24 protein-coding genes are annotated in these 25,185 nt (G+C 44.3%); 13 read left to right on the top strand and 11 right to left on the bottom strand.

Annotated elements, in window-relative coordinates:
- The first annotated feature begins 188 nt into the window (after positions 1-188).
- A complete protein-coding gene (locus tag AAEY79_RS02525; protein WP_101212627.1) occupies positions 189-2,678 on the top strand; it encodes a site-specific recombinase in 2,490 nt (829 codons plus the stop codon).
- Between the two features lie 114 nt (positions 2,679-2,792).
- Here AAEY79_RS02525 and AAEY79_RS02520 read toward each other — a convergent pair whose 3' ends face one another.
- From AAEY79_RS02520 to pdxA, 4 genes are all read right to left on the bottom strand, one after another.
- On the bottom strand, positions 2,793-3,629 hold the full coding sequence (locus tag AAEY79_RS02520; RefSeq protein ID WP_101212628.1) for a symmetrical bis(5'-nucleosyl)-tetraphosphatase: 837 nt from the start codon (positions 3,627-3,629) through the stop codon (positions 2,793-2,795).
- A gap of 63 nt (positions 3,630-3,692) precedes the next feature.
- Positions 3,693-4,556 (bottom strand): 16S rRNA (adenine(1518)-N(6)/adenine(1519)-N(6))-dimethyltransferase RsmA, encoded by an 864-nt coding sequence (gene rsmA, locus AAEY79_RS02515; protein ID WP_101212630.1) that lies wholly within the window; start codon positions 4,554-4,556, stop codon positions 3,693-3,695.
- Between the two features lie 323 nt (positions 4,557-4,879).
- Complete coding sequence (locus AAEY79_RS02510) at positions 4,880-5,263, bottom strand: hypothetical protein (RefSeq protein ID WP_101212631.1); 384 nt, start codon at positions 5,261-5,263, stop codon at positions 4,880-4,882.
- Between the two features lie 145 nt (positions 5,264-5,408).
- Positions 5,409-6,503, bottom strand: coding sequence for a 4-hydroxythreonine-4-phosphate dehydrogenase PdxA (gene pdxA, locus AAEY79_RS02505; protein ID WP_101212632.1), 1,095 nt, complete (start codon positions 6,501-6,503; stop codon positions 5,409-5,411).
- Between the two features lie 337 nt (positions 6,504-6,840).
- Between pdxA and dnaB the strand changes: the two genes are divergently transcribed.
- From dnaB to argF, 3 genes are all read left to right on the top strand, one after another.
- Positions 6,841-8,244, top strand: coding sequence for a replicative DNA helicase (gene dnaB, locus AAEY79_RS02500; RefSeq protein ID WP_025651208.1), 1,404 nt, complete (start codon positions 6,841-6,843; stop codon positions 8,242-8,244).
- A gap of 98 nt (positions 8,245-8,342) precedes the next feature.
- Positions 8,343-9,449: an alanine racemase gene (gene alr, locus AAEY79_RS02495; protein ID WP_101212633.1), complete on the top strand. Its 1,107-nt coding sequence runs from the start codon at positions 8,343-8,345 to the stop codon at positions 9,447-9,449.
- Between the two features lie 186 nt (positions 9,450-9,635).
- Positions 9,636-10,553 (top strand): ornithine carbamoyltransferase, encoded by a 918-nt coding sequence (gene argF, locus AAEY79_RS02490; protein WP_101212634.1) that lies wholly within the window; start codon positions 9,636-9,638, stop codon positions 10,551-10,553.
- 256 nt (positions 10,554-10,809) lie between these two features.
- On the opposite strand, the gene rpiA is transcribed toward argF, so the two are convergent.
- From rpiA to AAEY79_RS02465, 5 genes are all read right to left on the bottom strand, one after another.
- Complete coding sequence (rpiA, locus tag AAEY79_RS02485) at positions 10,810-11,469, bottom strand: ribose-5-phosphate isomerase RpiA (protein ID WP_101212635.1); 660 nt, start codon at positions 11,467-11,469, stop codon at positions 10,810-10,812.
- A 124-nt stretch (positions 11,470-11,593) separates the two neighbouring features.
- Positions 11,594-12,904 (bottom strand): arsenic transporter, encoded by a 1,311-nt coding sequence (locus tag AAEY79_RS02480; protein WP_101212637.1) that lies wholly within the window; start codon positions 12,902-12,904, stop codon positions 11,594-11,596.
- Between the two features lie 230 nt (positions 12,905-13,134).
- On the bottom strand, positions 13,135-13,911 hold the full coding sequence (gene arsH, locus AAEY79_RS02475; protein ID WP_101212638.1) for an arsenical resistance protein ArsH: 777 nt from the start codon (positions 13,909-13,911) through the stop codon (positions 13,135-13,137).
- Positions 13,898-14,305: an arsenate reductase (glutaredoxin) gene (arsC, locus tag AAEY79_RS02470; RefSeq protein ID WP_101212639.1), complete on the bottom strand. Its 408-nt coding sequence runs from the start codon at positions 14,303-14,305 to the stop codon at positions 13,898-13,900. Before arsC ends, arsH begins: the two co-directional genes overlap by 14 nt.
- Positions 14,306-14,442: 137 nt before the next feature.
- Positions 14,443-14,805, bottom strand: coding sequence for a helix-turn-helix transcriptional regulator (locus tag AAEY79_RS02465; protein WP_101212640.1), 363 nt, complete (start codon positions 14,803-14,805; stop codon positions 14,443-14,445).
- A gap of 194 nt (positions 14,806-14,999) precedes the next feature.
- Between AAEY79_RS02465 and ilvA the strand changes: the two genes are divergently transcribed.
- From ilvA to AAEY79_RS02425, 8 genes are all read left to right on the top strand, one after another.
- Positions 15,000-16,553 (top strand): threonine ammonia-lyase, biosynthetic, encoded by a 1,554-nt coding sequence (gene ilvA, locus AAEY79_RS02460; RefSeq protein ID WP_201566430.1) that lies wholly within the window; start codon positions 15,000-15,002, stop codon positions 16,551-16,553.
- A 92-nt stretch (positions 16,554-16,645) separates the two neighbouring features.
- Entirely contained in the window at positions 16,646-17,296 is a 651-nt protein-coding gene (locus AAEY79_RS02455; protein ID WP_101212642.1) for an FMN-binding negative transcriptional regulator, read from the top strand.
- A gap of 119 nt (positions 17,297-17,415) precedes the next feature.
- Positions 17,416-17,856 (top strand): RNA-binding S4 domain-containing protein, encoded by a 441-nt coding sequence (locus AAEY79_RS02450; RefSeq protein ID WP_101212644.1) that lies wholly within the window; start codon positions 17,416-17,418, stop codon positions 17,854-17,856.
- Between the two features lie 208 nt (positions 17,857-18,064).
- Positions 18,065-18,562: a low molecular weight protein-tyrosine-phosphatase gene (locus tag AAEY79_RS02445; RefSeq protein ID WP_101212645.1), complete on the top strand. Its 498-nt coding sequence runs from the start codon at positions 18,065-18,067 to the stop codon at positions 18,560-18,562.
- Positions 18,563-18,818: 256 nt separating this feature from the next.
- Positions 18,819-19,967 (top strand): UDP-N-acetylmuramate dehydrogenase, encoded by a 1,149-nt coding sequence (gene murB / locus AAEY79_RS02440; RefSeq protein WP_101212646.1) that lies wholly within the window; start codon positions 18,819-18,821, stop codon positions 19,965-19,967.
- Complete coding sequence (locus AAEY79_RS02435; protein ID WP_227523281.1) at positions 19,933-20,730, top strand: YdcF family protein; 798 nt, start codon at positions 19,933-19,935, stop codon at positions 20,728-20,730. The genes murB and AAEY79_RS02435 overlap by 35 nt, the downstream gene beginning before the upstream one ends.
- Positions 20,731-20,877: 147 nt before the next feature.
- Positions 20,878-21,168, top strand: a complete 291-nt coding sequence (ccoS, locus tag AAEY79_RS02430; protein WP_101212647.1) for a cbb3-type cytochrome oxidase assembly protein CcoS — start codon at positions 20,878-20,880, stop codon at positions 21,166-21,168.
- A gap of 133 nt (positions 21,169-21,301) precedes the next feature.
- Positions 21,302-22,249: a sulfite exporter TauE/SafE family protein gene (locus AAEY79_RS02425; RefSeq protein WP_201576230.1), complete on the top strand. Its 948-nt coding sequence runs from the start codon at positions 21,302-21,304 to the stop codon at positions 22,247-22,249.
- A gap of 105 nt (positions 22,250-22,354) precedes the next feature.
- On the opposite strand, the gene AAEY79_RS02420 is transcribed toward AAEY79_RS02425, so the two are convergent.
- Together AAEY79_RS02420 and AAEY79_RS02415 are read right to left on the bottom strand one after the other, a co-directional pair.
- Positions 22,355-23,509 carry a DEAD/DEAH box helicase gene (locus AAEY79_RS02420; RefSeq protein WP_201616112.1) on the bottom strand — a complete coding sequence of 385 codons (1,155 nt, stop codon included), beginning with the start codon at positions 23,507-23,509 and terminating at the stop codon, positions 22,355-22,357.
- A 269-nt stretch (positions 23,510-23,778) separates the two neighbouring features.
- The gene (locus tag AAEY79_RS02415) at positions 23,779-23,994 is read right to left on the bottom strand and encodes a cold-shock protein (RefSeq protein WP_011513806.1); all 216 of its coding nucleotides are present in this window, start codon (positions 23,992-23,994) and stop codon (positions 23,779-23,781) included.
- 501 nt (positions 23,995-24,495) lie between these two features.
- Between AAEY79_RS02415 and aroQ the strand changes: the two genes are divergently transcribed.
- Complete coding sequence (gene aroQ, locus AAEY79_RS02410) at positions 24,496-25,032, top strand: type II 3-dehydroquinate dehydratase (protein ID WP_025651226.1); 537 nt, start codon at positions 24,496-24,498, stop codon at positions 25,030-25,032.
- Positions 25,033-25,185: the final 153 nt, after the last annotated feature.

Raw genomic sequence — 25,185 nt, 5'->3', positions numbered from 1 at the left:
CTGCGGTCGGTCGCCTTGCAGCGATTCTAAAATTCCTTGACTATAGCGTTCGAGTGACTTCATAAGATGACCAAGTTTTTAGCATAGCCTATACGGTATACCAAATAACACTGTTTGGAACCTAACAAAAAAAATATTCGAAACCTAACAATAAAAACGGCTAAAACCACCATGATAGAGGATGCGACGTGCCAGAATTAAAACGCATTTTACAGCAGATTACGGCGCTAAGTGATGTACCCGATCCTGCGGTACTAAAACGCTTAATAGATGAGCTACGGGTGAGCGATAAAGAGCCTGCGCTCGCCAATGAAAACATTCAGGATTTGATTGATATCTTACGCCATCATCCAGAATATGGAGACGGGCTGGCAAGCTTTGTACTAAAACTCATTATCCAATACCGGCAAATTGCGCTCTATACCGACACGGGCATCATGTCGGATCAAGGATTTTTTAACAGTTTGCGGCGTTTAGTCGGTCATCGCTTTTTGCCATTACTGCCGCAAGAGGACTCCGTTGTTGAGCTGGTTGGTTATTTATTTGATAAGCGCTCTGACGAGCGCTGGTTGGCCAATATCGACAAAGAAAAGTGGGATGAGCTGGTTGAATTAATCAGAGTCGAAGAAGCGCATTTAGATCTGGTCGCTACGGCGAAAAATAGTATTTTAAACGCGATTATCATTTTGTCTTATCGCATCAGTGGTATCGGTCTGCACCCTGATTTGATGGAATCTTACCCCCAAATATTAAACTACTCAGCGTCTTTTGTAGCACAAAATCAAGAAGCAGTACTGTTCGTCAATCAATATAGACAGGCGCATGAGCTTGATACCTTGACTGATATTACCCCCGAAAAAGCGGTCGATCCAGCGCCGTTGCTCGTCATGATTGAGCAGTGCGAAGACATCGTTGCCACGGTGCGTAAACGTATTTATAAGACGGGTATTTCTATTCGTCTGACCAATATGATGCTACGTCTAGACCAAAGCTTGCAGCGTATGCGTATCTTGACTGAGCTGGTGACTGATGATTATAACAAGCGTGATCTTGCCGTCATTGAACTCATCCAAACGCTGATTACCACCGCCAATCGTCGCTATAGTATCGGTTATTTGATCGATAATAATACCAAGTTACTCTCGCGAAAAGTGACAGAAAATGCAAGCCGCGTCGGTGAGCATTACATTAGTACTGATAAGGCCGGTTATCAGGAAATGTTCAAAAAAGCCTCAATTGGGGGCTTTATCATTGCTTTTATGGCGACCACCAAGATACTGGCTTATCATTTGGCCCTCGCACCGATGGGTCGGGCATTTATTAATAGTATGATTTATGGTTTGGGCTTTGTTTTTATTCATGTCATTCGCGGTACGGTCGCCACCAAGCAGCCTGCCATGACAGCGGCGGCTATTGCCTCCACCATATCAGACGGCTCTGGTAAAAAATCTCGACAGCTGACCAAGCTGTCAGAATTGGTCGTTGATATTTTGCGTACCCAATTTATCGCTATTATGGGTAATGTGATGGTGGCGATACCCGTTGCCCTTATCATCTCTTTTGCTTGGCTGCAATATACGGGCACACCGATGATTGATACCGAGAAGGCGGGCCATCTCCTCCATGATCTCGACCCTTTTCGCTCGCTCGCCCTGCCCCATGCTGCTATCGCTGGTGTGTATTTATTTTTATCGGGTTTGATCGCTGGCTATTACGATAATTTAGCGGTTTATAATCATGTTGGCGCCCGTATACAGCGCCATAAGTTGCTAAAGTTCCTGCTTCCCAAATCATGGTTACAGCGTTTAGGCGGCTTTGTAGAAGCCAATTTGGGTGCCATCATGGGCAACTTCTTATTCGGCGTATTTTTAGGTAGCACCGCCACTATTGGTTTTATCTTTGGCTTACCCATTGATATTCGCCATATTGCCTTTGCCTCAGCCAACTTGGCACATGGGTTATTCAACATGCCTGCCGATCAAATCAGCTGGAACGTCATCTTACTGTCCATTCTTGGTGTCGCCCTTATCGGTATCGTCAACTTAATGGTCAGCTTCTCCCTCGCCTTGTTCGTGGCGCTACGCTCAAAAGAAGTGCGCTTCTTTGAATGGGGTCGCCTGACCAAACTGGTGTTTGGTCACATTATCAGTCATCCATCTGACTTCTTTTGGCCACGTGATAAACCCATGAAATATGCGCGTATCGATAGCCAAGGTCGCATGATTTTTGACGATACCTCAGCGCAAAAAGGCGGCAAGCCCTTACCCAGTAATTATGTGGTACGACGTTTATCGGACGTAAAAATACTACCCAAATCAATGCAAGGCAATATGCAAAATGATCCAGCAGTGACCGACATACAATACGACAATCAGACAGCTGACAATAACTTTGATCCTACGACGGGTAATCGTGAAGCGCACAACACCGCGAATCAAACCATGGCCAAAAAAATAGTAGATCTCGATGATGGTCTGCTGGATGACGATCTCAATAGTGTGCCATACACCGATGATATTCAATATGATAAAACTACGAAAACCCTTGATAGCCTGGCGGCTAACAGCGATGAAGTGAGTAGTGATGAGACAGGGAATGCTGACTCTGATAGCAAAAACGCAGGCGATGCCAAAACCCCACTGCCAAAACCGAAAAAGCCACCTAAGTTGCCCAGTTAAATCGGCAGTTTTGGTGGCTTATATAATCGCTTCTTTTATTGTCTAGCAGATGATTTTTTTATAGAAACAGTTACAGCCAACTGTTTCTACAGCTATGGCTAGCAAATCCAGCCGTTATGGCGGATGACAATGGGCACTTGAGGTAATGACATCTTCATCGCCCAATCGATAAGCCAATAAGTAATTACCCCAGACGCAGCCACCGTCCAAGGCGCGGGCATGTGGTAAATCGACCTCACCTTTTAATGCCGCCCAATGACCAAATAATATCTTACGCGTGCGCGGTACTTGCCACTCAAACCATGGCAAAAAGTCTTTTGGCATCGAGTCATCTAAACTTGCTGTAAAGCTAAACTCGAGCAAACCATCCTGCTTGCACAAACGCATACGCGTAAAGTAATTTGCAATCGCCCGCATCTTGGTAAAGCCATCAATGTCTGAATGCCACTCATCAGCGGTCTTGCTATATAAGTTCGGCAACAATCGATCAAGCTGTTTTAAGCTGCCTCGCAGTTGCGCCTCTAACTGCTGGGCATAGTCTGCGGCTGCTTCAATAGTCCAATGCGGCGGTATACCAGCATGTACCAATACCGTCTGCTCATCAGGATAAGCCAATACTGGCTGATGGCGTAGCCAGTTTAACAACTCATCACAATCATCGGCGGCAAAAATAGGAGCTGTTTTGTCTTTTTTCTTGAGCTTTGCAGCGCCGCGCCAAACAGCGATCAAATTAATATCGTGATTACCTAGTACTGTCGCTGCTGCGCCTTGCTCACAAAGCGCCTTTACATGACGCAAGGTATTCAACGAGTCTTCGCCGCGTGCCACCAAGTCACCTGCAAACCACAACTTATCCTGCGCAGAGTCAAAATCTAATGTGTCGAGTAGATTAAGGTACGCCCCATAACAACCTTGCAGATCACCGATGACGTACTGGTGGCGAAAGCTCATAAACCCTCATATCTCTATCTAATGACTTTTTTTATTTCTAAATAAATATTTTTGAATGATGAATTAAACCTCTATTTTGCGCGCCTGATTGCTCAAATTGACAAAGTCTTTTACGCTCAAGGTCTCGGGACGCGCTTGTGGATCAATAGCGCAAGTAGCAAAGTCTTCTTCGCTCAATGTCGGCAACAAGGTAGACTTCTTAAAAATAGCACGTAGTGTCTTACGACGATGATTAAAGGTTTCGCGCACGACAACGGCGAAATACTCTTCGTCTTCTGCCACTATTGGCTTATTGATATGCGGGGTCAGGCGAAAGACTGCGCTGGTGACCTTTGGTGGTGGATTAAATGCGCCACGTGGCACAGTCAATAGATAGTCGGTATCACAGTGATATTGCATGATGACCGACAAGCGACCATAGGTTTTGCTGCCGACATCAGCGGTGATACGTTCGACCACTTCTTTTTGCAACATAAAGTGCATGTCTTGAATCACATCAGCATAACTGAGCAGATGAAAAAGTATCGGTGTAGAGATGTTATACGGTAAATTACCCACCACACGTAGTTTGCCACGCTCAGGGCTATAGAGCTCACGATAATCAACGTGCATGGCATTGTCTTTGATGATCGTAAAATTTGGATGGCTATTGGCACCGATACGGATACGAAGGCTATCGGCCAAATCACGATCCAGCTCTACCACGGTCATCGCATCGACTTCTGCCAATAATGGCTCAGTCAGCGCACCCATTCCTGGCCCAATCTCGATTAAATTATCATCACGCTCTAGACGAATGCTCTCAACAATCTCACGGATAACACTACGGTCATGTAAGAAGTTTTGACCAAAGCGTTTACGCGGTTGGTGTTTGGCAGCTTTTAAGCTGTTGGAAATAGTTTGAGCATCAAACGGAGTCTTGGACATAAAAAAGTCTTAATAGGTAAAAAAAAGGGTCGATAAGTCGATGCCAGTGATATATTGGCTTTATAATGACAAATTATAGCACAGCTCATAAATTTGCTGTATTTTTGAGAAATTTTATCGGTAAACTGCTCATACATTAGCGCAACCGACGCAGAGCCTTTTTTGTTCTTAAACCATTGATACTATTAGTCTACAGGATAAAGTTCAAGTCCTCACTAAACAACCGCCCTTATTCATATAAGAGTGATTATATTTGATGAGCGTATTAGTAAGCATTTAATCTAAATGGCTGTTACACAGAATATGGGATGATCTCATTAACCTTAGTCTGTCCAGCTCAAACATTTATCTCCGTTTCTAATGAGATAAGCTTTAATTTGAAAATTATAATATTTAGCGTATAAATCCGCTGAAGTATTGAATTGATGCTGCTTATAAGTTTCATATCCATGTGACGTTCCTCTTATTGGAACAATATTTTCATCGCTAACGCACCCTCGCTTTATTTCGGGAGTGTAGGGACCACCACTGTAAGTGGCATAAACGTGTAAATCACCCTTCGAAATAGCTTTCAGAGCATCAGCTGTAGGATCTGCACTGTATAGGTAATCCAAACTGAATGGTTGTTTTACTTCACTACTACAAGCTGATGCTAAGCAAAGAAACAAAAGTAGTATAAGTAATCTAATCACCAAAACTTTCTCCATGTTGTTTGCTTGGATGACGAGTAATAGAATTTTTGTATAATGGAACCACTTATATCAGGGTATGTTCAATGATTTATAAATAGTCATTATTTACGATAAAGCTAACCAATAAATACTGCGCGATAAATCTCGCTAAGGCACCGACTTATGCCAGAGGTCTATTAATAAGCGATTTGTCTGCCATTTCATTAGCCATATTCAACGCTTGATATAAGCTGGTCGCACTCGCACCGCCGCAGCCTGCTAAATCAAGCGCCGTACCATGATCGACAGAAGTACGGATATAAGGCAAACCCAAGGTTAGATTGACCGTATCGCCAAAGCCGTGCGATTTGAGCACCGGCAAACCTTGGTCATGATACATCGCAATCACCGCATCGCAATTTGCCAAATGTCTTGGTGTAAACAAGGTATCCGCTGGCATTGCCTCTGATATATCGACGCCCGCATCGATAAACTCATGCAATACGGGATTGATAATCTCAATCTCCTCGACGCCCAAATGCCCGCCCTCGCCTGCATGTGGGTTAAGACCGCAGACCAAAATACGCGGCTGCGTTAAGCCGAATTTCTCGCGCATATCATCAATGACAATTTGTACCGTTTGCCGCACATTCTCAGCGGTAATGGCGGCAGGAATATCCTTTAATGCTAAATGTGTGGTGACGAGCGCCACTTTCATCGCTTGATTAGCGAGCATCATCACGACTTTCTCACAGCCACTTTGCTGCATAAAAAATTCAGTATGACCACTAAACATCGTGCCATCGAGCAACTTTATACCAGCATCTATCAACGCTGATTTTTGCAATGGCCCTGTGACGATAGCAGCGACTGTTTGGTTGGTTGCCATCTGATGGGCAATTGCTAATTGCTTGGCAACCATCGCTGAATTGTTAATGTCGATTTTTCCACGAACGACTGGCGCAGCACAAGGCGTATTCAGCAGGATAAAAGCACTATCGCTATCCATAGTTTGCTGTGATAGTTGACTTAAAAAATCATCAGCTTCTATATTTACATCCAGTATTTGCCAAGCAGGACAGCTTTCGAGCACACCAGCCACCACAAGCTCGTTTGCCCGCGTTTGTATAGCGGTGCTATCTGCCGTGACCCATATTGGACGTTCAAAATCTTGCAACTTGCCCGCAGCCGCTAATAGCAGTACCACATCCATACCAATGCCTGCCGGTTCACCGGTTGTGATTAATAATGGCAGTTTTTTTTGTGTATCTTGCATAATAGCAACCCCTTTATATTCAAAATAAGTATTTGATTTAATTATTATTTTTATTGTTAGAAAAAATATTTATATTCACATTGTATAAACGATTTCTTTACGTATTACAACCCTGATTTAGGTTAGATAGTTGTTTATAGCGTCTGAAAAAAGTGCATTATGTGTTAAACTTTCGTTTCTCATTTTAACATTTTTAAGCAAACGCTGAGACCACCTTTTGGTACTACTGTCGTAGAAGTGCAGCGCGCTTGCTTTGCTGTATCATTGCTAAAATAAGCATTTATATTAAACACTTTTCACACCCTTTTTTATACGACTTTTGACATATTAGGCACTCATGGCAGATAAAGAAAAAACCGACGACTTACTCAATCAGACACCGCCGCACAATATTGATATTGAAAAGGCCTTGCTCGCGTCTTTGATGAGTATCGAAGAGGCGTATGACAAGATTGCAGATATCGTCACCAAAGACGATTTTTATGCGGGGCGGCACCAGTATATTTTTGATGCCATTGCTCATCTAGCGGCGGTCAACGAGCCTTACGATACGGTCATGGTTCATGATTGGCTAGAAGCACAGAAACTGCTAAAAAGTGCGGGCGGTGACAGTTATTTGGCCGACATCTTGAGCCAAAGCCCTGCCACCTTATTCAACCTGACCGCCTACGCCCAGCGCGTACGTGAGCTGTCTACCCTACGCCAATTGATCACGACTGGCAACGAGATGCTAACGCTGGCCTATAATCCCAAAGACCAAACCGTCAGTGATATTTTGGACAGCGTCGAGGGCAAGATATTCAGTATCAATGAGCAGCATAACAAACGCGCTGAGCAGCGTGGACCCGTCGGCATTACCGCGGTTTTGACCAACGTTATTGATAAAATTCAAGAGCTAAAGTCCAATCCAGACGGCATGATTGGTCTACAAACGCCATTTGCGGAGTTGAATAACAAAACGCAAGGCTTGCAAGCAGGTGACTTAATCATCGTAGCGGCGCGTCCTTCTATGGGTAAAACCACCTTTGCCATGAACTTGGCAGAAGGGATTTTATTTAATGAAGATTTGCCCGTGGTGGTATTTTCGATGGAAATGCCCGCAGAGTCTATCGTCATGCGTTTGCTGTCCTCATGGGGCGCGATTAATCAGACGCATCTCCGTTCTGGGCAAATGAATGAAGATGAATGGGCAAAAATGATGAATGCCATTCAACACTTGCAATCTAAGCACCTTTATATTGATGATAGTACTGCTTTGCCACCATCTGAGATGCGTTCACGCTGCCGCCGTATTGCAAAAAACCATGATGGCAAACTTGGCGCTATCGTCGTCGATTACTTACAGTTGATGAAAGTCCCTAATCTTGATGGCAACCGTGTTGGGGAAATCTCTGAGATTTCACGGAGTCTCAAGGCGCTAGCACGTGAGCTTGAATGCCCCGTCATCGCCTTATCACAGCTTAACCGCAGTCTAGAAAACCGCCCCAATAAGCGCCCTATCATGTCGGATTTGCGCGAATCGGGCGCGATTGAGCAGGATGCCGATTTGATTATGTTTATCTATCGCGATGAGGTTTATAATGAAAACTCAGATCACAAAGGCGTGGCTGAAATCATCATTGGTAAACAGCGTAACGGCCCTATCGGTACCCTACGTTTGGGCTTTGAAGGGCAATTTACCCGCTTTATTAACCTGACGCCAGAATACTATCAAAACGCGAGTTTCGAAAATGATGAATAAGTATCCATCAATAAATAACGATTAATAAAAAGGCCAGTGATTCATCAGTTGATCGATGTTTCACTGGCTTTATAACTTTGCTGATAAAGAAGCCGATTATGCGCACCATTACTATTAAACCAAAAGCCATCACTCATAATCTTAACCAAGTTAAAAAACTGGCACCCCAGTCTAAAGTCCTCGCTATGGTCAAGTCCAATGCTTATGGGCACGGAATCGCAGCGGTACTGCCCGCATTATCACAAGCTGATGGTATCGGCGTTGCAACCTTAACTGAGGCGCTGGAAGCCAGACAATTGGGCTGGGATAAAACCATTGGTTTAATCGAAGGTGCCTTTACCGCTGATGAGTGGCAACAAGCGATTGAGCATGATATTAGCTGCGTGATTCATCATAACCAGCAGTTGCAGTGGGCGTTGGACAATATGCCAGCCGCTGATAGCGCAACCAGAGTAGTTTGGATTAAATACAACACTGGTATGAACCGCTTGGGCTTCAATGCAGAAGGTGTGATTGCAGCGGCTATACAGTTACATAAAGCAGGTTATCAGCTTATTTTAACGACTCACTTTGCCAATGCCGATGACCGCACTCATCCATTAAACGTGCTACAGATTCAGCGGTTTTCGGAGGTGTTAAGTACGTTGCAAGCAACCATTAGCGCCGATATTAAAGGTTCCTTATGCAATTCAGCCGGTATCGTCAATTTCTCAGAGCACCATTACGACTGGGTACGTCCCGGCATCATCTTATATGGTAGTGCCCCCGTCATTGATAAAAATGCGCAAGAATTGGGTTTGCAGCCAGCGATGGAGTTTAGCGCCCAGATTATGGCACTGCAGACGGTCGATCTAGGAGATGCCATTGGTTATGGTAGCCGCTGGACCGCACAACAGGACACCAAAACGGCACTGGTCAGTATCGGCTACGGTGATGGCTATCCGCGTGTGGTCAGCGACGACGCTTACGTCTCTGTCATAGATAGCATAAATCATCAAAGCTACCGATGTGCGGTACTTGGAAGAGTAGCCATGGATATGATCGTCATTGATGTCAGTAGCGTACCAGAAGATACCGCGTTGAATAGTAAGGTCATACTCTGGGGCGATGCGCCACACGTTGACGAAGTCGCTGCCCACGCTGGCACCATTAGCTACGAGCTATTATGCCGTCTCAGCTTAAGGCCAAACCGTATACAAGCTTAATATCGCAAGGTAACCATAAACTTAACACTCGAATGATGGGTATATTAGGCGCAGAAAAATTGGACATTTACATTAAGACTAATTGCGCTATACTAAAAGTTTGTTGTCACCCCAGCATACGCACTGACGCAATGCTATTACAGACTGATGACGTTTCATTGACCGCGATCGACTGCTAGGATTACTATGAGTTTGCGCCATTTTTTGACCTTATCTGATTTAACCCAACAAGAACTAGAAAACCTAATCAAACGCGCCAGCGAGTTGCGCAAGATGCAACACGCCGGTGAGATATATCAACCGTTTGTGGGTCGTACGCTCGGCATGATCTTTGAGAAGTCGTCCACTCGTACGCGCATCTCATTTGAGACTGGTATGGGGCAATTTGGCGGTAGTGCTATCTTTTTGTCACCCAACGATACCCAGCTAGGACGCGGTGAGCCATTAGAAGATTCAGCTCGCGTTATCTCTAGTATGGTTGATATCATCATGATTCGTACCTTTGGTCATGAGAAAGTTGAAACCTTTGCTGAATACTCAAGCGTGCCTATTATCAATGCCCTTACCGATGACTTTCATCCTTGCCAGCTCTTGGCTGATATGCAGACCTATTATGAGCATCGCGGCAGTATCGAAAATAAAATCGTCACGTGGGTTGGTGACGGCAACAATATGTGTGCTTCTTACATGCAAGCGGCCAATCAATTTGGCTTTGAGTTACGTGTAGCGGCGCCTTATGGCTTCGAGCCTGACCCTGAACTGATGAAACGCTTCTCGCATTGCGTTAGTATTGTGGAAGACGTTCAAGAGGCAGCGAAAGACTCTCATTTGATTGTCACCGATGTCTGGGCCAGTATGGGGCAAGAGTCTGAACAAAACACTCGTGCACGCCGTTTTGCCTCTTATCAAGTGACACCTTCACTACTCGATAAAGCCGATCCTGACGTGGTATTTATGCACTGCTTGCCAGCGCACCGCGGTGAAGAGATTTCTCACGATATGCTTGATGACCCGCGTTCAGTAGTGTGGGACGAAGCAGAAAACCGCTTGCATGCCCAAAAAGCACTGATGGAATTTTTATTAAAAGATAAGATTAAACTATAGTCAAAATATCCTAAAATCGCTACGGTATTGCTGATATCAATTTTTTGTAGCCTCTGTCTGCGCAGGCACAGCAAGCAAAGAAAATTGATATCAGCAGTGCGTCATTTATTGATATTACTTTTCGCTAACTATACCTGCATAAAAAACCTCTGCCCGAAGTAATTATAAAATAAACCATATAAGAAAGGCAGATCACATCTATTGTGGTCTGCCTTTTTATTGTCGCCCAACAATTATTAGTCAGTTAACAAGCCCTTTAACGGGTAAAGGTCGTTACGCCAGTACTGCCCGCTTTTAATAATACATCGGCTTGGTTGGCAGCAAAGATACCATTACAGACGACCCCAACGATATTGTTCAACTCTTTCTCAAGCGCTATCGGATTACTAACATCCAAATCATAAGTATCTAAAATTACATTACCATAATCAGTCACAAAGTCTTCACGGTAAACAGGATCACCGCCTAGACGAGCCAATTGACGTGCCACATACGAGCGCGCTTGTGGTAGTACTTCTATCGGTACGGGGAACTCGCGACCCAATATCTCAACGCTCTTACTCTCATCAACCATACAGATGAACTTATTGGACGCTGCAGCGACGATTTTTTCACGAGTCAGTGCACCACCACCGCCTTTAATCAATTGTAAATGGGCATTAACTTCATCAGCACCATCAATATAGACATCTAGCGTGCCAGCAAAGTTCAAATCAACGATTTCAATACCAAAAGCACGAAGTTTGTCTTCCGTCACCTGCGAGCTTGCAACCGCGCCAGCAAGCTTGATGGTCGGCAACAATTCAATCAAACAGTTCACCGTACTGCCTGTGCCTACTCCAAGTATCATGTCGTCTTCGATATAGCTTAGAGCAGCTTTGGCTGCGGCTTGTTTCTGTACTTGCTGATCACTCATCATAAATCCTTGGCAGAATAAACGTATCATTGTAAAAAAGGTAAAATGCGCCGCTATTATAACCGATGACTTTGATATATGTCAGCGTAATAGCCACACTAATCGCAAGTCATTTACTCAACTTTTAAAATGAAGACAGATAAGGCAACCAAAACACCAAGGCCAACAGCGTGACTAGTAATACTGGCGGCGTAATAAGCAGACCGATTTTCATATACTGCCCCCAGCTTATTTTATAGTCTTTTTCTGCCAATACATGGAGCCACAATAAAGTCGCCAGACTACCGATAGGCGTAAATTTCGGTCCCAAATCATTACCAATCACATTAGCATAAATCATCAGCTCACGAGTGGCTGCGGGTACTTGCGCACTATCAATAGCCAGTGCGCCCACTAAGGTCGATGGCATATTATTCATGATAGAAGCCACGATAGCCGAAAGGAATCCAGTCCCTACTGTAGCGATAACATTGCCCTGCTGCCCTAACCAGTTAAGTATTTGAGCACCATAAGCCGTTAATCCTGCGTTACCCAAGCCATAAACGACTAAGTACATACCGATTGAAAACAACACGATTTGCCAAGGCGCTTTACGTACGACATCAGATACAGAAACAATAGCACCCCGACCACCTTGCCAACAGCGCCCTGCAATAGCTATTAGCAGCAGTGCAGCAGCGCCAGTGACGAGGGAAATAGGAATACCTAGTGATTCAGTCGCGAAATAAGTAACCATTAATAATGCTAATAGCGGAAAAGCTGCCCTAAACACCATCGGATCTTCAATAGCGGATGCAGGTGCACTAAGACTGGCAATAGAATAGTGTGTTGGAATTTGGCGGGCATATACCACCCATAGCACTGCTAATGTCGCGATGACAGAGACAATATTTACCGGCACCATGACTGCTGCATAACGTCCAAAGCCAATATCAAAATAATTGGCGCTAACAATATTAACCAGATTAGAAGTCACTAACGGCAGGCTGGCGGTATCAGCGATAAAGCCAGTGGCTATGATAAAAGCCAACGCAGATGGCGGTGAAAAATTAAGACGTAGCAATATAGCGATGACAATCGGTGTTAGTAGTAACGCGGCACCATCATTAGCAAAAAACGCGGAGATAAATGCGCCCAGTATCACAATCATGGGAAACAACAACCGTCCCTGCCCATTGCCAAGTCTGGCCACATGTAGCGCCGCCCAACCAAAAAATCCCGCTCTATCTAAGATAAGCGAGATGATAATTAGCGCCACAAAAGTAAAGGTTGCATCCCAGACGATGTCCCATACAATACCGACATCGGATAACTGCACCACGCCAAAAGCTAAGGCGATTAAAGCCCCACCCAGCGCGCTCCAACCAATGCCTAATCCTTTAGGCTGCCATATCACCAAAACCAAAGTCACGATAAAGATAATTAATGCGAGCATGGAGCAACCTTATTTGAGCTGGCTTTTTTAACCGTATTGGTTTAACCGATTTTGTTGAGCTATTTGGTTTAGCCGATTGAATCTATAATCAGTTCGAAATAAAATCGATACGCTGATGTTATCGTGCAGTTGGGATAAATTTTCCTTGCGTGCTGTTATCTTTCGATGCTGCACAAAATTCATCCCAACCGTACTGTATCGTTTTTAAAGTGGGTCAACTATATAAAAGACTAAATCGACTTTTGATTGACACGTTGCGACACTGCTTCAGCACTTTCCACCCGCTCAGAGTACCTATCTGTCAAATAGGCTGAACGTCCACGAGTGAGCCAAGTAAACTTTACCAGCTCTTCACAGACATCAACGAGACGCAGATATAAGGGCGACTTGTCCATGCGATTATCGTCATTAAACTCTAAAAAGGCCTTAGGGATAGACGATTGATTCGGGATAGTAATCATGCGCATCCAGCGCCCAAGAATACGCAGCTGATTGACGGTATTAAAGCTTTGGCTGCCACCGCTCACTTGCATCACCGCTAAGGTTTTGCCTTGGGTTGGACGTACGCCGCCCAGTGCGAGTGGTATCCAATCGATTTGTGCTTTCATAATGCTAGTCATACTACCGTGACGCTCTGGACTCGCCCACAGCATACCCTCTGACCACTGCGCCAGCTCGCGCAGCTCTTGTACCTTTGGATGATTGATATCAGCATCATCTGGCAGCGGTAGACCCGATGGATTAAACATCCGTACCTCGCAGCCATACCAACGTAATAGACGGCTTGCCTCTTCAGCCGCCAGCCGCGAAAACGAGCGCTCACGTAATGACCCGTATAGCACTAGTATTTTAGGCGGATGACGCGGATCATTTGGCGCAATCAATGACTCAATATCAATCGGTTGTAATTGACTGGCATCAATATTGGGCAAGTCATCTAGATTGAATAAGCCATCTAGATTGGATAAATCGTGTATGTCAGATTGCCCTGTATTAACCTTTACCATGATGTAGAACCTCTCCATCCTCTTTAGTAAAGCTGCTCACTGGGTTTTCTAACAATTCAAACACTCGCTCTGAAGGTCGGCATAACGCTGCGCCTTTATCCGTGACCACGATAGGACGGTTAATTAAGATAGGATGGGCCATCATCGCATCGATAATGTCGTCATCAGATAACTCAGGATTGTCTAAGCCCAGCTCATCATTGATGGCTTCTTTACTACGTAGCAACTCTCTTGGCGAGAGGTTCATTTTTGCCAATAGCTCAACCAAGTAATCACGGGTTGGCGGGTTTTTCAGATACTCCACTACTTTTGGCTGCTCGCCTGATGCCTTCATGATGGCTAACGTATTGCGAGAAGTACCGCAGTTAGGATTATGAAAAATTAATGGTTTCATAGCAATCTCACCTATTTTATGGGTATGGTTATTAATAATATATTTGTTCAGAAAACGTTTATTAAGAATCTATTAGTTCTACTACTTCTATTAGTTAAGAGATAGTTATTGAGTCAGCTATCGGCTTAGCGCTTACTTTACAGATTGTCTTTATTATTAAGTTTAGCAGTCTCACATCCACTCAAAATTTCCATGAGCGAGGCACACAGCTCTGGATGTCCCGCACAGCAGTCTTGCAATAAAAACTGCACGACCGCCTCCATATGCGACAACGAGGCGCGATAGATTATTTGCCGACTTTGGCGTTTTGACACTACCCACCCTGCTCGTGCCAGCACCGATAAATGCGCCGACATAGTGTTATGCGGCACAGACAGCTGACGGGCTATCTCACCCGCAGGCAAGCCCTCAGGCTCTTGACTGACAAGTAACCTAAAGGCTTTGAGACGAGTATCTTGAGACAGCGCAGCGAAGCTTGCGATAGCATTTGTTATTTCCATATGTCCAATAATACAGACATATGGAAATAATTCAATACTTTTGAATTCACTACCCTATAAGAAGGCTGTTTTTTTACTTAAAAACCATCAGTGCAGTAAAACTGCTATAAAAACTGCAATAGGGCCTTGCATGATAATCAAAATCAGCATAGGCTAATCTATTTCGTTTTTATATTCATTTTTTAGGGATCATTATGCTGTCACATTGGGTACGCGCCATCTTACAAGCCACTGTCTATGACGTTGCTATTCAAACGCCACTTGAAGCGGCACCCAAGCTGACCCAACGTTTTGCTAATGATATTCGATTTAAACGCGAAGACCTGCAACCAGTCAAATCCTTTAAATTGCGCGGTGCTTATAACCGCATCAGCCAATTGAGCGATGAACAAAAAGCGCGCGGCGTGATTTGTGCGTCGGCAGGTAACCATGCGCAAGGCGTGGCTTACTCGGCACGCAAGTTATCGCTTAATAATATCATCGTTATGCCAACCACTACCCCTGATATCAAGGTAGATGCCGTCAGAGCGCTTGGTGGCAACGTTGATCTGCATGGTGATAGCTTCGATCAAGCCAACCGCTATGCGATTGATCGTGCTGAGCGTGAAGGCTTAACCTTCATTCCTCCTTACGATGATGAATTGGTTATCGCTGGACAAGGCACTATTGGACTTGAGCTAACCCAGCAGTGGCGCAACATGGATTATGTTTTCGTTGCCGTTGGTGGTGGTGGTTTGGTCTCAGGTGTCGCAGCCTTCCTAGGTGAAGTTGCCCCGCACGTTAAAGTCATCGCTGTAGAAGCAGAACAATCGGCCTGCCTAAAAGCGGCGTTAGAGACTGGCGAACGCGTAAAACTTGAGCAAGTAGGACTGTTCGTCGATGGTGTGGCAGTCGCGCAAATTGGTGAATTGCCTTTTGATATCGTCCGTATGCAAAAAAGCGATAACTCAGGGCCTTTGGTCGAGCCTGACGTTGTCACTTGTACCAATGATGAAGTCTGTGCGGCGGTCAAAGACATCTTTGAAGAAAACCGTAGCATCGTTGAGCCTGCTGGCGCGTTACCCGTTGCGGGCATGAAAAAATATATCGAAGCTCATAATCTACAAGGCAAAAACTGCGTAAGCATCATCTGCGGTGCCAATATGAACTTTGACCGTCTGCGCTATATCGCTGAGCGTACTGAGATAGGGGAGAAAAAGGAAGCCATCTTTGGCGTGACCATCCCTGAGCAGACTGGGGCATTCTTAAACTTCTGCCGTAGCTTACATGGACGTAATATCACCGAGTTTAACTACCGTGCCGATAGCAAAAAATCACCAGACTCGATGGAGCCTGCAGCCATATTCGTCGGAATTGCCCTAAAAGAAGGTGATAAAGAGCGTCAAACTATCCGTACGCAATTGGCAGCAGATGGTTATACGGCGCATGACTTGACTGACGATGATATCGCTAAATCGCATATCCGTCATTTGATTGGTGGTCACGCCCACGTCACAAATGAGCAATTATTAAAAGTTACCTTTCCTGAGCGTCCGGGTGCGCTATTGACCTTCTTAGAAAAGCTGGGTGACGATTTTAATATTACCTTGTTCCATTATCGCAACCATGGCGCTGCTGAAGGACGCGTGTTAGTGGGTCTACAAGCCTCTGAAAGCAACTCACGTTTACTGCAAGATGCCTTACTTGATATTGGCTATGATTGTACTTCCATCACTGACAATGTCGGTTATCAATTATTTTTAAAGTAATCTCAAAAATGGTTTTTTAACCATAATGATGACAACATATTTTAAGCGGCCTACCCCACTAGGATTGGCCGCTTACTAATATTGAGAACGCGATGCATATCCCTACTGTTTTTGCCGAAGACAATTTTGACAATATTATTAAATTTATCGCCGTTAATCCGTTAGCAACTTTGATTGCCCAAACTAATGATGGTATGGAAGCCTGTCATATACCGTTATTTTGGTATAAAGATGATGCAAACATCAATTCTCAATACGGCTATCTTTACGGTCATTTTGGTCGCAAAAATCCTATTTACCAACAGGCTTTAGCAGACAGCTCATGGTTAATTATCTTTCAAGATTCTGGACACTACATTAGCCCTAACTGGTACCCTAGCAAAGCTAAAACTCATAAAGAAGTGCCGACATGGAACTATCAAAGCGTCCATATTCAATCTAAAATTGAGCTGCTTGAAGACACTGATACCCTTAAATGGATATTAGCTACCATGACGGCGCAGCAAGAAGTAATAAACAATAATCCTTGGTCGTTAGATGACGCACCAGCTACTTATATCGATGCCATGTGCCGCGGTATTATTGGCTTTAGATTGTCTATTGATTCGATACAAGCCCAATTTAAACTAAGCCAAAATAAAACTGTAGAAAACATCACAGGGGTGATAAATGGCTTAGAGCATTTACATAAAAATGACGCTAAAGAAATGGCTGTTAAAGTTACAAATCAAAATGAAGGCTAATTTTTTTTACTTATTCACCATAAAACCCCATTTTGAAAAACTTTAATCACTCATCACTCTTTTAATATCTAAAAAAAGCACCATTATTATCTTAGTTTATTGATATCTATGAGGTTTTGATGAGTAAACACAATAAAAACCACAATCAACCCAGCCATAGCCAGCCCGATGCTGTGCGTATGCGTCTCGATAAATGGTTATGGGCCGCGCGTTTTTATCGCACCCGTACCCTTGCCAAAGAAGCCATCGAAAGCGGACGGGTGCATTATGCTGGTAGCCGAGTCAAGACCAGCAAAGAGATTGCCGTCGGAGATGAATTGAGTATTCGCCAAGGCTCAGCCACTGCCATGACCGAAAAAACCATCGTCGTCGAAGCATTAACAGCACAACGTGGTAATGCGACTGCCGCGCAAGTGTTATATTCAGAGACCGAGGAAAGTGAAGAGCGCCGCGCTTATTATGCCGAGCAGCGCAAACTTGCCAACCTTGCCCGCCCTGATAACAAGCCCAATAAAAAAGAGCGCCGCGATTTACAACGCTTTAAAAGCAACCAAGACTAATGTTAACAAATCATTCTATATCTAAAAGCTGAGCAGCTGAGCAATAATCACTGGCGTGACCCTGTTGTTTAGCTTCTGCCCTTGCCATTCAAGGTATTAAGCGTTACGCTGATCCCTTATTAGTTTACTAGATAGCATGCTCATAAACCGCATTACCCATGCTGGTTTTTTATGGCATGTTTTTTTTGCTGTAAGAAAAGGTCATATTATGCTGATGAAAACTTGTACCCCATCGTCTGTATTATTGGTTTGTTTAGGAAATATTTGCCGTTCACCGACTGCCGAGGAAGTTTTTCGTCAGCAGGCGGCGATCGCAGGCTTGTCAATTAAAGTAGACTCAGCAGGCACTGGCGACTGGCATATTGGTCATGCCCCTGATGAGCGAGCGCAGCGCCATGCAAAAGCCCATGGTTATAAAATCAATAAACTGGTCGCTCGCCAAGTGAGTGCAGACGACTTTCGTAATTTTGACTTGATACTGGCGATGGACACGCAGAATTTAGCTGATCTACAAGCTATCAAGGATAGCTTAGCGGTTACAGATGACCATTTAGCGAAGTTGGCATTATTCAGTGAAGAAGATCCAACCTACGGCGGCGATGACGTGCCAGACCCTTATCAAGGCGATAGCGATGCTTTTGAAGAAGTGATTGAACGTATCGAGTCAAGTGCACAAGCTTGGATTGAAAGCTGGAAGACTTGCTAGCCAAACAATCTATATTTATGCTACTTTTGCACCCTGCATCCTTTATAATAGGGTCTGTTGAACATTCAAATGTGGAACTGGCAGTGGCTATTTTTTAGACAATACGCAGTGAAATTTTTGACGCCTAGTCATTCTAGGTTAGATAATTTCGCCATGTATTGGCAAAAAATAGCCCTGCCCTGAAAGGCTGATATTTGAATGTTCAATAGACCCTAAACATCGCATAATTTTTTATATTTGCCATATAGGCTATGTTATGACCTCAGCTGTTCGCCTTGATTCTAGCGCTCAACAGACTATGTCGACTGATTTACCGCTTAGCTTACTTAATGCTAAGTCGGTCGATTTGTCGCATGGTAATACCATGGCATTGGCATGTGTCGCTGACTCTGTCGTGACCCTAACAAATGAAGCTCAGCTAGACAGTTTTATGGCAAGCTATGCCAATAATCCTGAGCGTAAGCCATCATTGTTTGTACTGTCTGGCGGCAGCAATGTGTTGTTGCCAGCGCAGTTAGAGGCGACGGTATTACAGCCACAGATGCGTGGCATCACGATGACGGCGCAAACAGAGAATTATGTCGATATTGAAGTGATGGCGGGTGAGAACTGGCATGACTTAGTGGTTTATAGCGTTGACCAAGGCTGGTATGGACTAGAGAATCTAGCCTTGATACCGGGTCTGACCGGCGCCGCACCTGTACAAAACATCGGTGCTTACGGTGTCCAGTTAGAAGACTGTTTGCAATACGTTCGTGCTTATCATTTGCCAACTCAAACGTGGCATCGTCTATCGCTGGCAGACTGCCAGTTTGGCTATCGCGATAGTATTTTTAAGCGCGCACTCAATACATGGTTGATCAGCCGTGTGGGATTTAGATTGCATACCGATGCGAGTAAAATTCTTGCCAGTTACGGTGATGTACAGACAGTAGCGCAGCGCTATGCTGAGCAGAAAAATCGCCTACAGCCTACCCCTGCCGATGTCATGCAAGCAATTATCGATATTCGTCAGCAAAAACTCCCTGATCCTAAACAGCTACCGAATTGTGGCAGTTTTTTTCAAAACCCAATTATTCCGCAAGCACAATTCGCCACTCTTAAAGAAATCTATCCTACTATCGTTGGCTACCCAATGCCTGATGCAACGGTGAAAGTTGCCGCTGGTTGGTTGATTGAACAAGCTGGCTTAAAAGGGGGTGGTATTGCCCCTATTGTTACCCATCAGCAGCAGGCGCTGGTACTGACCAATCATAGCCCTTATCAAGCAACCCAAGATGACGTAGCAACTGCCCAATACTACATCGCTGCTCACGTCTATGAAAAATTTGCGATTCAACTATCGCGTGAGCCGGTTTGGATAAATGCAGATGGCTCTATTGGGTATGATGAGCATGTGGTCTAAGCGCCTATTATCCAAACGCTTATGGCGCTATTATTTGCAGTCAGCCGAACGTATGGTGAAGCTGTTTCGCATCATTAACATCACCTTTTTGCTCGGCTCAACGTCTGTTATTTTAGTGCTAATTAGCTTATTCACCCCGCTATTCTCGCAAGCGATCGTTTATATGTTTTCGCTTTTGCCATTACCTAACATGCCTCCGGCTGCCAAGAGTTCTCCGCCTACTGCTTATGTGGTGCTAGGTGGCGGCCTCACCAACGATCACAATAACCAAATCATCCTCAATAGCTACAGTCTTAATCGCGCCCGTACTGCTGCCACCGCTTATCACGATTTACCGTTGCCTATTGTCCTCAGCGGTGCCGAAGCGCCGTGGCTCGGTCAATGGCTCATCGAGCATGGCATTGATGGATTGATAAGCGAAAATGCTAGCATGAATACCTGCGAAAATGCCCGCTTTACCGCTAAGCGCATTCCGCTACATCACGTGTATCTTATTACCGACAGCTACCATATGGCACGGGCGCGTAGACAATTTGCTTTAAATGGTATCAATAGCACGCCTATTGATGCGCCATTGCCCGTCAGGCGTGATTGGATGAAACCAGCACAAAACTTGAGCCACTCACGGCGCGCCGTCTATGAAGTCGCCGCCTATTTGCGTGATGTGATACGTCCACAGATGGACTGTCGCAATGCCAATGATGTCACTTCACAGCAGCTATTGACCCCCAGAGGAAATGCAACAAAAACGCCTGTGCAATAACGTTGGTAATGAGTTTTCGCCACCATTAACCTCTGTACCTGCTCCTTTTCCAATCATCTACTATATTACTTTCAACTCTGCAAGTCGTCCATCACCCTGATGACAAGTGTATAATAACGTCAGAAACTGCTATAAAAGAGATTTGCCATGCTCAGTATATTTTTATTAATTCCATTAAGTCTCATGCTGTTTGTGGTTGCCATTTGGGCAGTACGTTATGCGGTTAAATCAAACCAATTTGAAGATTTAGACAACGCTTCACAGCGTATTATATTAGATGATCGTCAAGAACGTCGGCAAACCATGCAGGCTCACGAGCAATCAGCTGCAAGTACACAGATTAACCTTACCGTCGCGACGGATACTGCTAATAATGACAAATTAGCGAATGGGGAAAATCCCTTCGATAATGATATCGATGACAACCTCAAACCATAGCTTTAAATCATCTTACCTGTGCGCCCTACTGTTGATTTTTTTGTCAGTAATCAAACTATATTGCTGACCCGCTATATTAAAGACCAATTATAAAAGTAGGCGCGCCTTTTGCCATTTTTAGGAGAATTGCCCCATGACCACCGCCTTACTTGTTGCGGCATTACTAATGGGATTTTTTGGTTCACCACATTGCTTGGGTATGTGCGGGGGTCTGGTGACAGCGTTTGGTCTATCGATGAAAGACATTAGTCCCGCTAAACGCCGCGCCCTTGTGGTAACTTACCATTTAGGGCGTCTTAGCAGCTATGCGCTGTTGGGTTTAGTCGCAGGTTTGATTGGTACGACTGTTTTAGAACCCTTGATGCGAGGCAATAATATGCCGCGTATCTTATTAGGTTTGGTATTGGTGTTTGTTGGTGTGACCATGCTTGGTGCGCCATTTTTGAGCAAGCTTGAGCGCTATGGCATGCGTTTTTGGCAGTATCTCAGTCCCCTTCGTCAAAAAGTTTTTCCTTTAAACACTTTTCCACGAGCATTGTCAGCGGGTCTATTGTGGGGATTTTTGCCTTGTGGTTTGGTTTATGGCGCTCTACTGATTGCAGTGGTTGCCCACAACCCATTAAGCGGCGCGGCATTAATGTTCGTCTTTGGCCTGGGTACAGTGCCGATGCTGGTTGCCACGCACGAGACCGTTGGCTGGCTACGCGACAAAATTGGACGCTTTCGTCTGCGTCAGATGAATGGAGCACTGATGGTCGTGTCAGGTATGGCGATCATTGTCGTCCCATTAGTAATGGCAAATATGCATAGTGGGCATGATATGTCCACTATGCATAGCGATCATATGCAGATGAGTGATTCGCAAATGATGGATATGCCCATGGATGGATCGATGGATCATGGCAGCCACTCTGCGACGACTACTGATACCCATGGCCATCATGATATGAGTCAAATGAATCATGAGATGACACTTGCTACGACTGACACAATGGATCACAGTATGCATGATATGAGCAATACGAGTAGTGAAGCAAACATGGAAAACAATCAGGATACTATGATAGAAAATGCTGAATAAAAATTAAAGCGCTTGGCATTGTGATGCCCTAATCAAAAGAAGCCCTTAACATCAATCACGATGTTAAGGTCTTTTCTATACATCCGAAATTATTAAGCAGACCACTTATTCCTGCCATTGCTCAAGCGTAAACTTAGTATCTAAATGCTTCTCTAACGCAGGGATGTTAAAAGCATCATCTTCACTAACGAAGCTAATACTGATACCAGTCTGTCCAGCGCGTCCCGTACGACCAATGCGGTGTACATAATCATCTGGCTGATCAGGCAAGGTATAATTGACCACGTGGCTGATATCATCGACATGAATACCGCGCCCTGCGACATCGGTGGCAACCAAGATAGAAGCGTGACCATCTTTAAAACGCTGTAAGTATTTTTCGCGTTTTTGCTGAATGACATCGCCTGACAACATCACAATTTTATGTCCCTGACGAAGCTTATGATATAGACGCTTGACTTGATCTTTGCGATTGGCAAAGACAATCACTTTATCGACAGCGCTATCACTAATAATACGCTGCAATGCCGCTAGTTTTTGATCTTCTGTCAATAAATAAAAGTGCTGATCGACCAACTCACTGGTTTTATGCTCAGGCTCAATTTCAACAAATTGCGGCTCATGTAACCAACGATAGGCCAAGTTCATCACATCTTGGTTAAAAGTGGCTGAGAATAACAAGCTTTGGCGATCGGTGTTCGAAGGCATCCGACCAACCAAGCGCTTGATATCCGGAATAAAACCCATATCCAGCATGCGATCTGCTTCATCTAGTACCAGCACTTCTACTCGATCCAGATAGACCATGCCCCTATTGGCAAGATCAATCAGACGACCGGGCGTCGCTACTAAGATATCGACATATTGACGCTCAAGCTCATGCTGCTGGGTCTCATAATTGGTGCCACCCATAATACAAACGCTGTGCAGCGAAGTGTATTTGGTCAAAGCGATACAATCATCAAATATTTGCTGTGCAAGCTCGCGGGTTGGTGCCATGACCACGGCGCGCGGCTCACCTAGATAGCGCTCTTCGTCACTGGTAAAAGGACGCTTGAGTAATGCCTCCATAATGGTCAACAAAAACGTTGCCGTCTTGCCGGTGCCAGTTTGTGCCTGTCCGATAGCGTCTTGATTTGCCAAGGTATGCGGTAATATTTGTGCTTGGATAGGCGTCAGTTCAGTAAAACCTAAATCACTTACCGCACGCAAGGTCGGTGCAGAGAGTGGTAAATCAGTAAACGCTGTAAAATTACTCAAAAAATCATCCTTTTGTATGAATCGCTTGTATTTTTCAATTCAGTGATAGGCTTATGCCAAGACTCAGCCTAGCTGTATATCGCTACCAATATAAACACGCTTCTAAACGCTGTACATTGATAAGCATAAAAAAAGCCAAGCCTAACGCCTACCCTCACCAATAATGCTGAATGAAAATCAACATAGGTAAGATAAGACGGGCTTGACTCGGTAGTATATCAGTAGTTTATCCAGACATTATAACTAAACTGCGCTAATGGCTGTATCGACTATTCTTCTACTTTTCTGACTTCTTCAGCTTGAAGACCCTTATCGCCTTCGACCACGCTGAACTCAACCTTTTCGCCATCTTTTAGAGAGCGATAACCATCACCTTGGATCGCGCGGAAATGGACAAAAATATCTTCTCCGCTATCACGTTGAATGAAACCAAAGCCTTTTGAGTCATTAAACCACTTAACGATACCTTGCTCACGAGCTGACATAATATTACTTCCTAAAAAAGTCGCTTAGCCCCAAATTCCTTTGCAACATTGCATATAAACGGGGTCTAAGATTGAGAAATCAGAATTAAACGCTATGACGCAACATACATTCGTATAGACAGACAAGATGAATGCTTATCTTAACTATGTTGAATGTACTGTTTTGCTATACCTTTTACTCATACCAAAATAGCTTTTGTACTCATCATCGTTTATGTTAGATGCTTCATTATAAAAACTTATAATGGTAGTAGTAACAAATTCGCAATATAGATTGCTTAAAAAATATCATAGCACGGGTTTTTAGCAACATAAAGACTTTTAACACGGTTTTTAAAACTTAGCTTGATTTTTGATGTAATTTTTTTATAACCTTGCTGACAAGCTGTTATCATAATGCGATAAGAGGGGTTTTATGGCACAGCTTTTTCTGTATTAACCCTACTTATTTAGCAGTAACGCATCAATCATCCGTAGCCTTCAATAGCGATAGAGAGCATTATGACCACCCCTTCTCAATCAGCAGCGCCAGTAGCACACGTTGACCAATCAGTAAAAACAACCTTGACCCAAAGATTATTATTGATTAATGGCGTCAATCTCAATTTACTGGGCAAGCGTGAGCCGGAGATTTATGGCCATACGACGCTGGCAGATATTGAGCAGGGCCTCATTGAGCGCGCGGCAAACTACGGTGTTGAGCTGATTTGCATACAGTCAAACCATGAAGGCAAGCTGGTCGATGAGATTCAACACTATGGGCTTTTAGCAGAGTCAGCAGCGCAAGTAGATGCCATCATTATCAATCCTGCAGCGTTCACTCACACCTCGGTCGCAATCCGTGATGCGTTATCGGCCACGCAAAAGCCATTTATCGAGGTGCACTTGTCTAATGTACACGCTCGCGAAGCTTTCCGGCAGCATTCTTACTTTAGTGATATTGCAGTCGGTGTCATTTGTGGCTTAGGACATAGAGGTTATCAGATGGCTTTAGATTATTGGCTAGCTAATACCTATAAGATAAACCTAAATGATTAGGGCGTGTTGAACATTCGATCATGGCACTGACAGAGACTGTTTTTTAGGCGATTCAAAGATAAAAATAGTAAGTTTAGTCATTCTAAGCGTCTCTTTTTATCAAAGAATCAGCAAAAAATAGCCCTGTCCTTTTAGGCTGATGCTAAAATATAT

The organism is Psychrobacter sp. GW64-MNA-CIBAN-0177, from assembly GCF_040309585.1.
GTDB classification, from domain to species: domain Bacteria; phylum Pseudomonadota; class Gammaproteobacteria; order Pseudomonadales; family Moraxellaceae; genus Psychrobacter; species Psychrobacter okhotskensis.
Note: the sequence above shows the minus strand (reverse complement) of the source record. Positions and strands in the feature narration are given on the sequence as shown.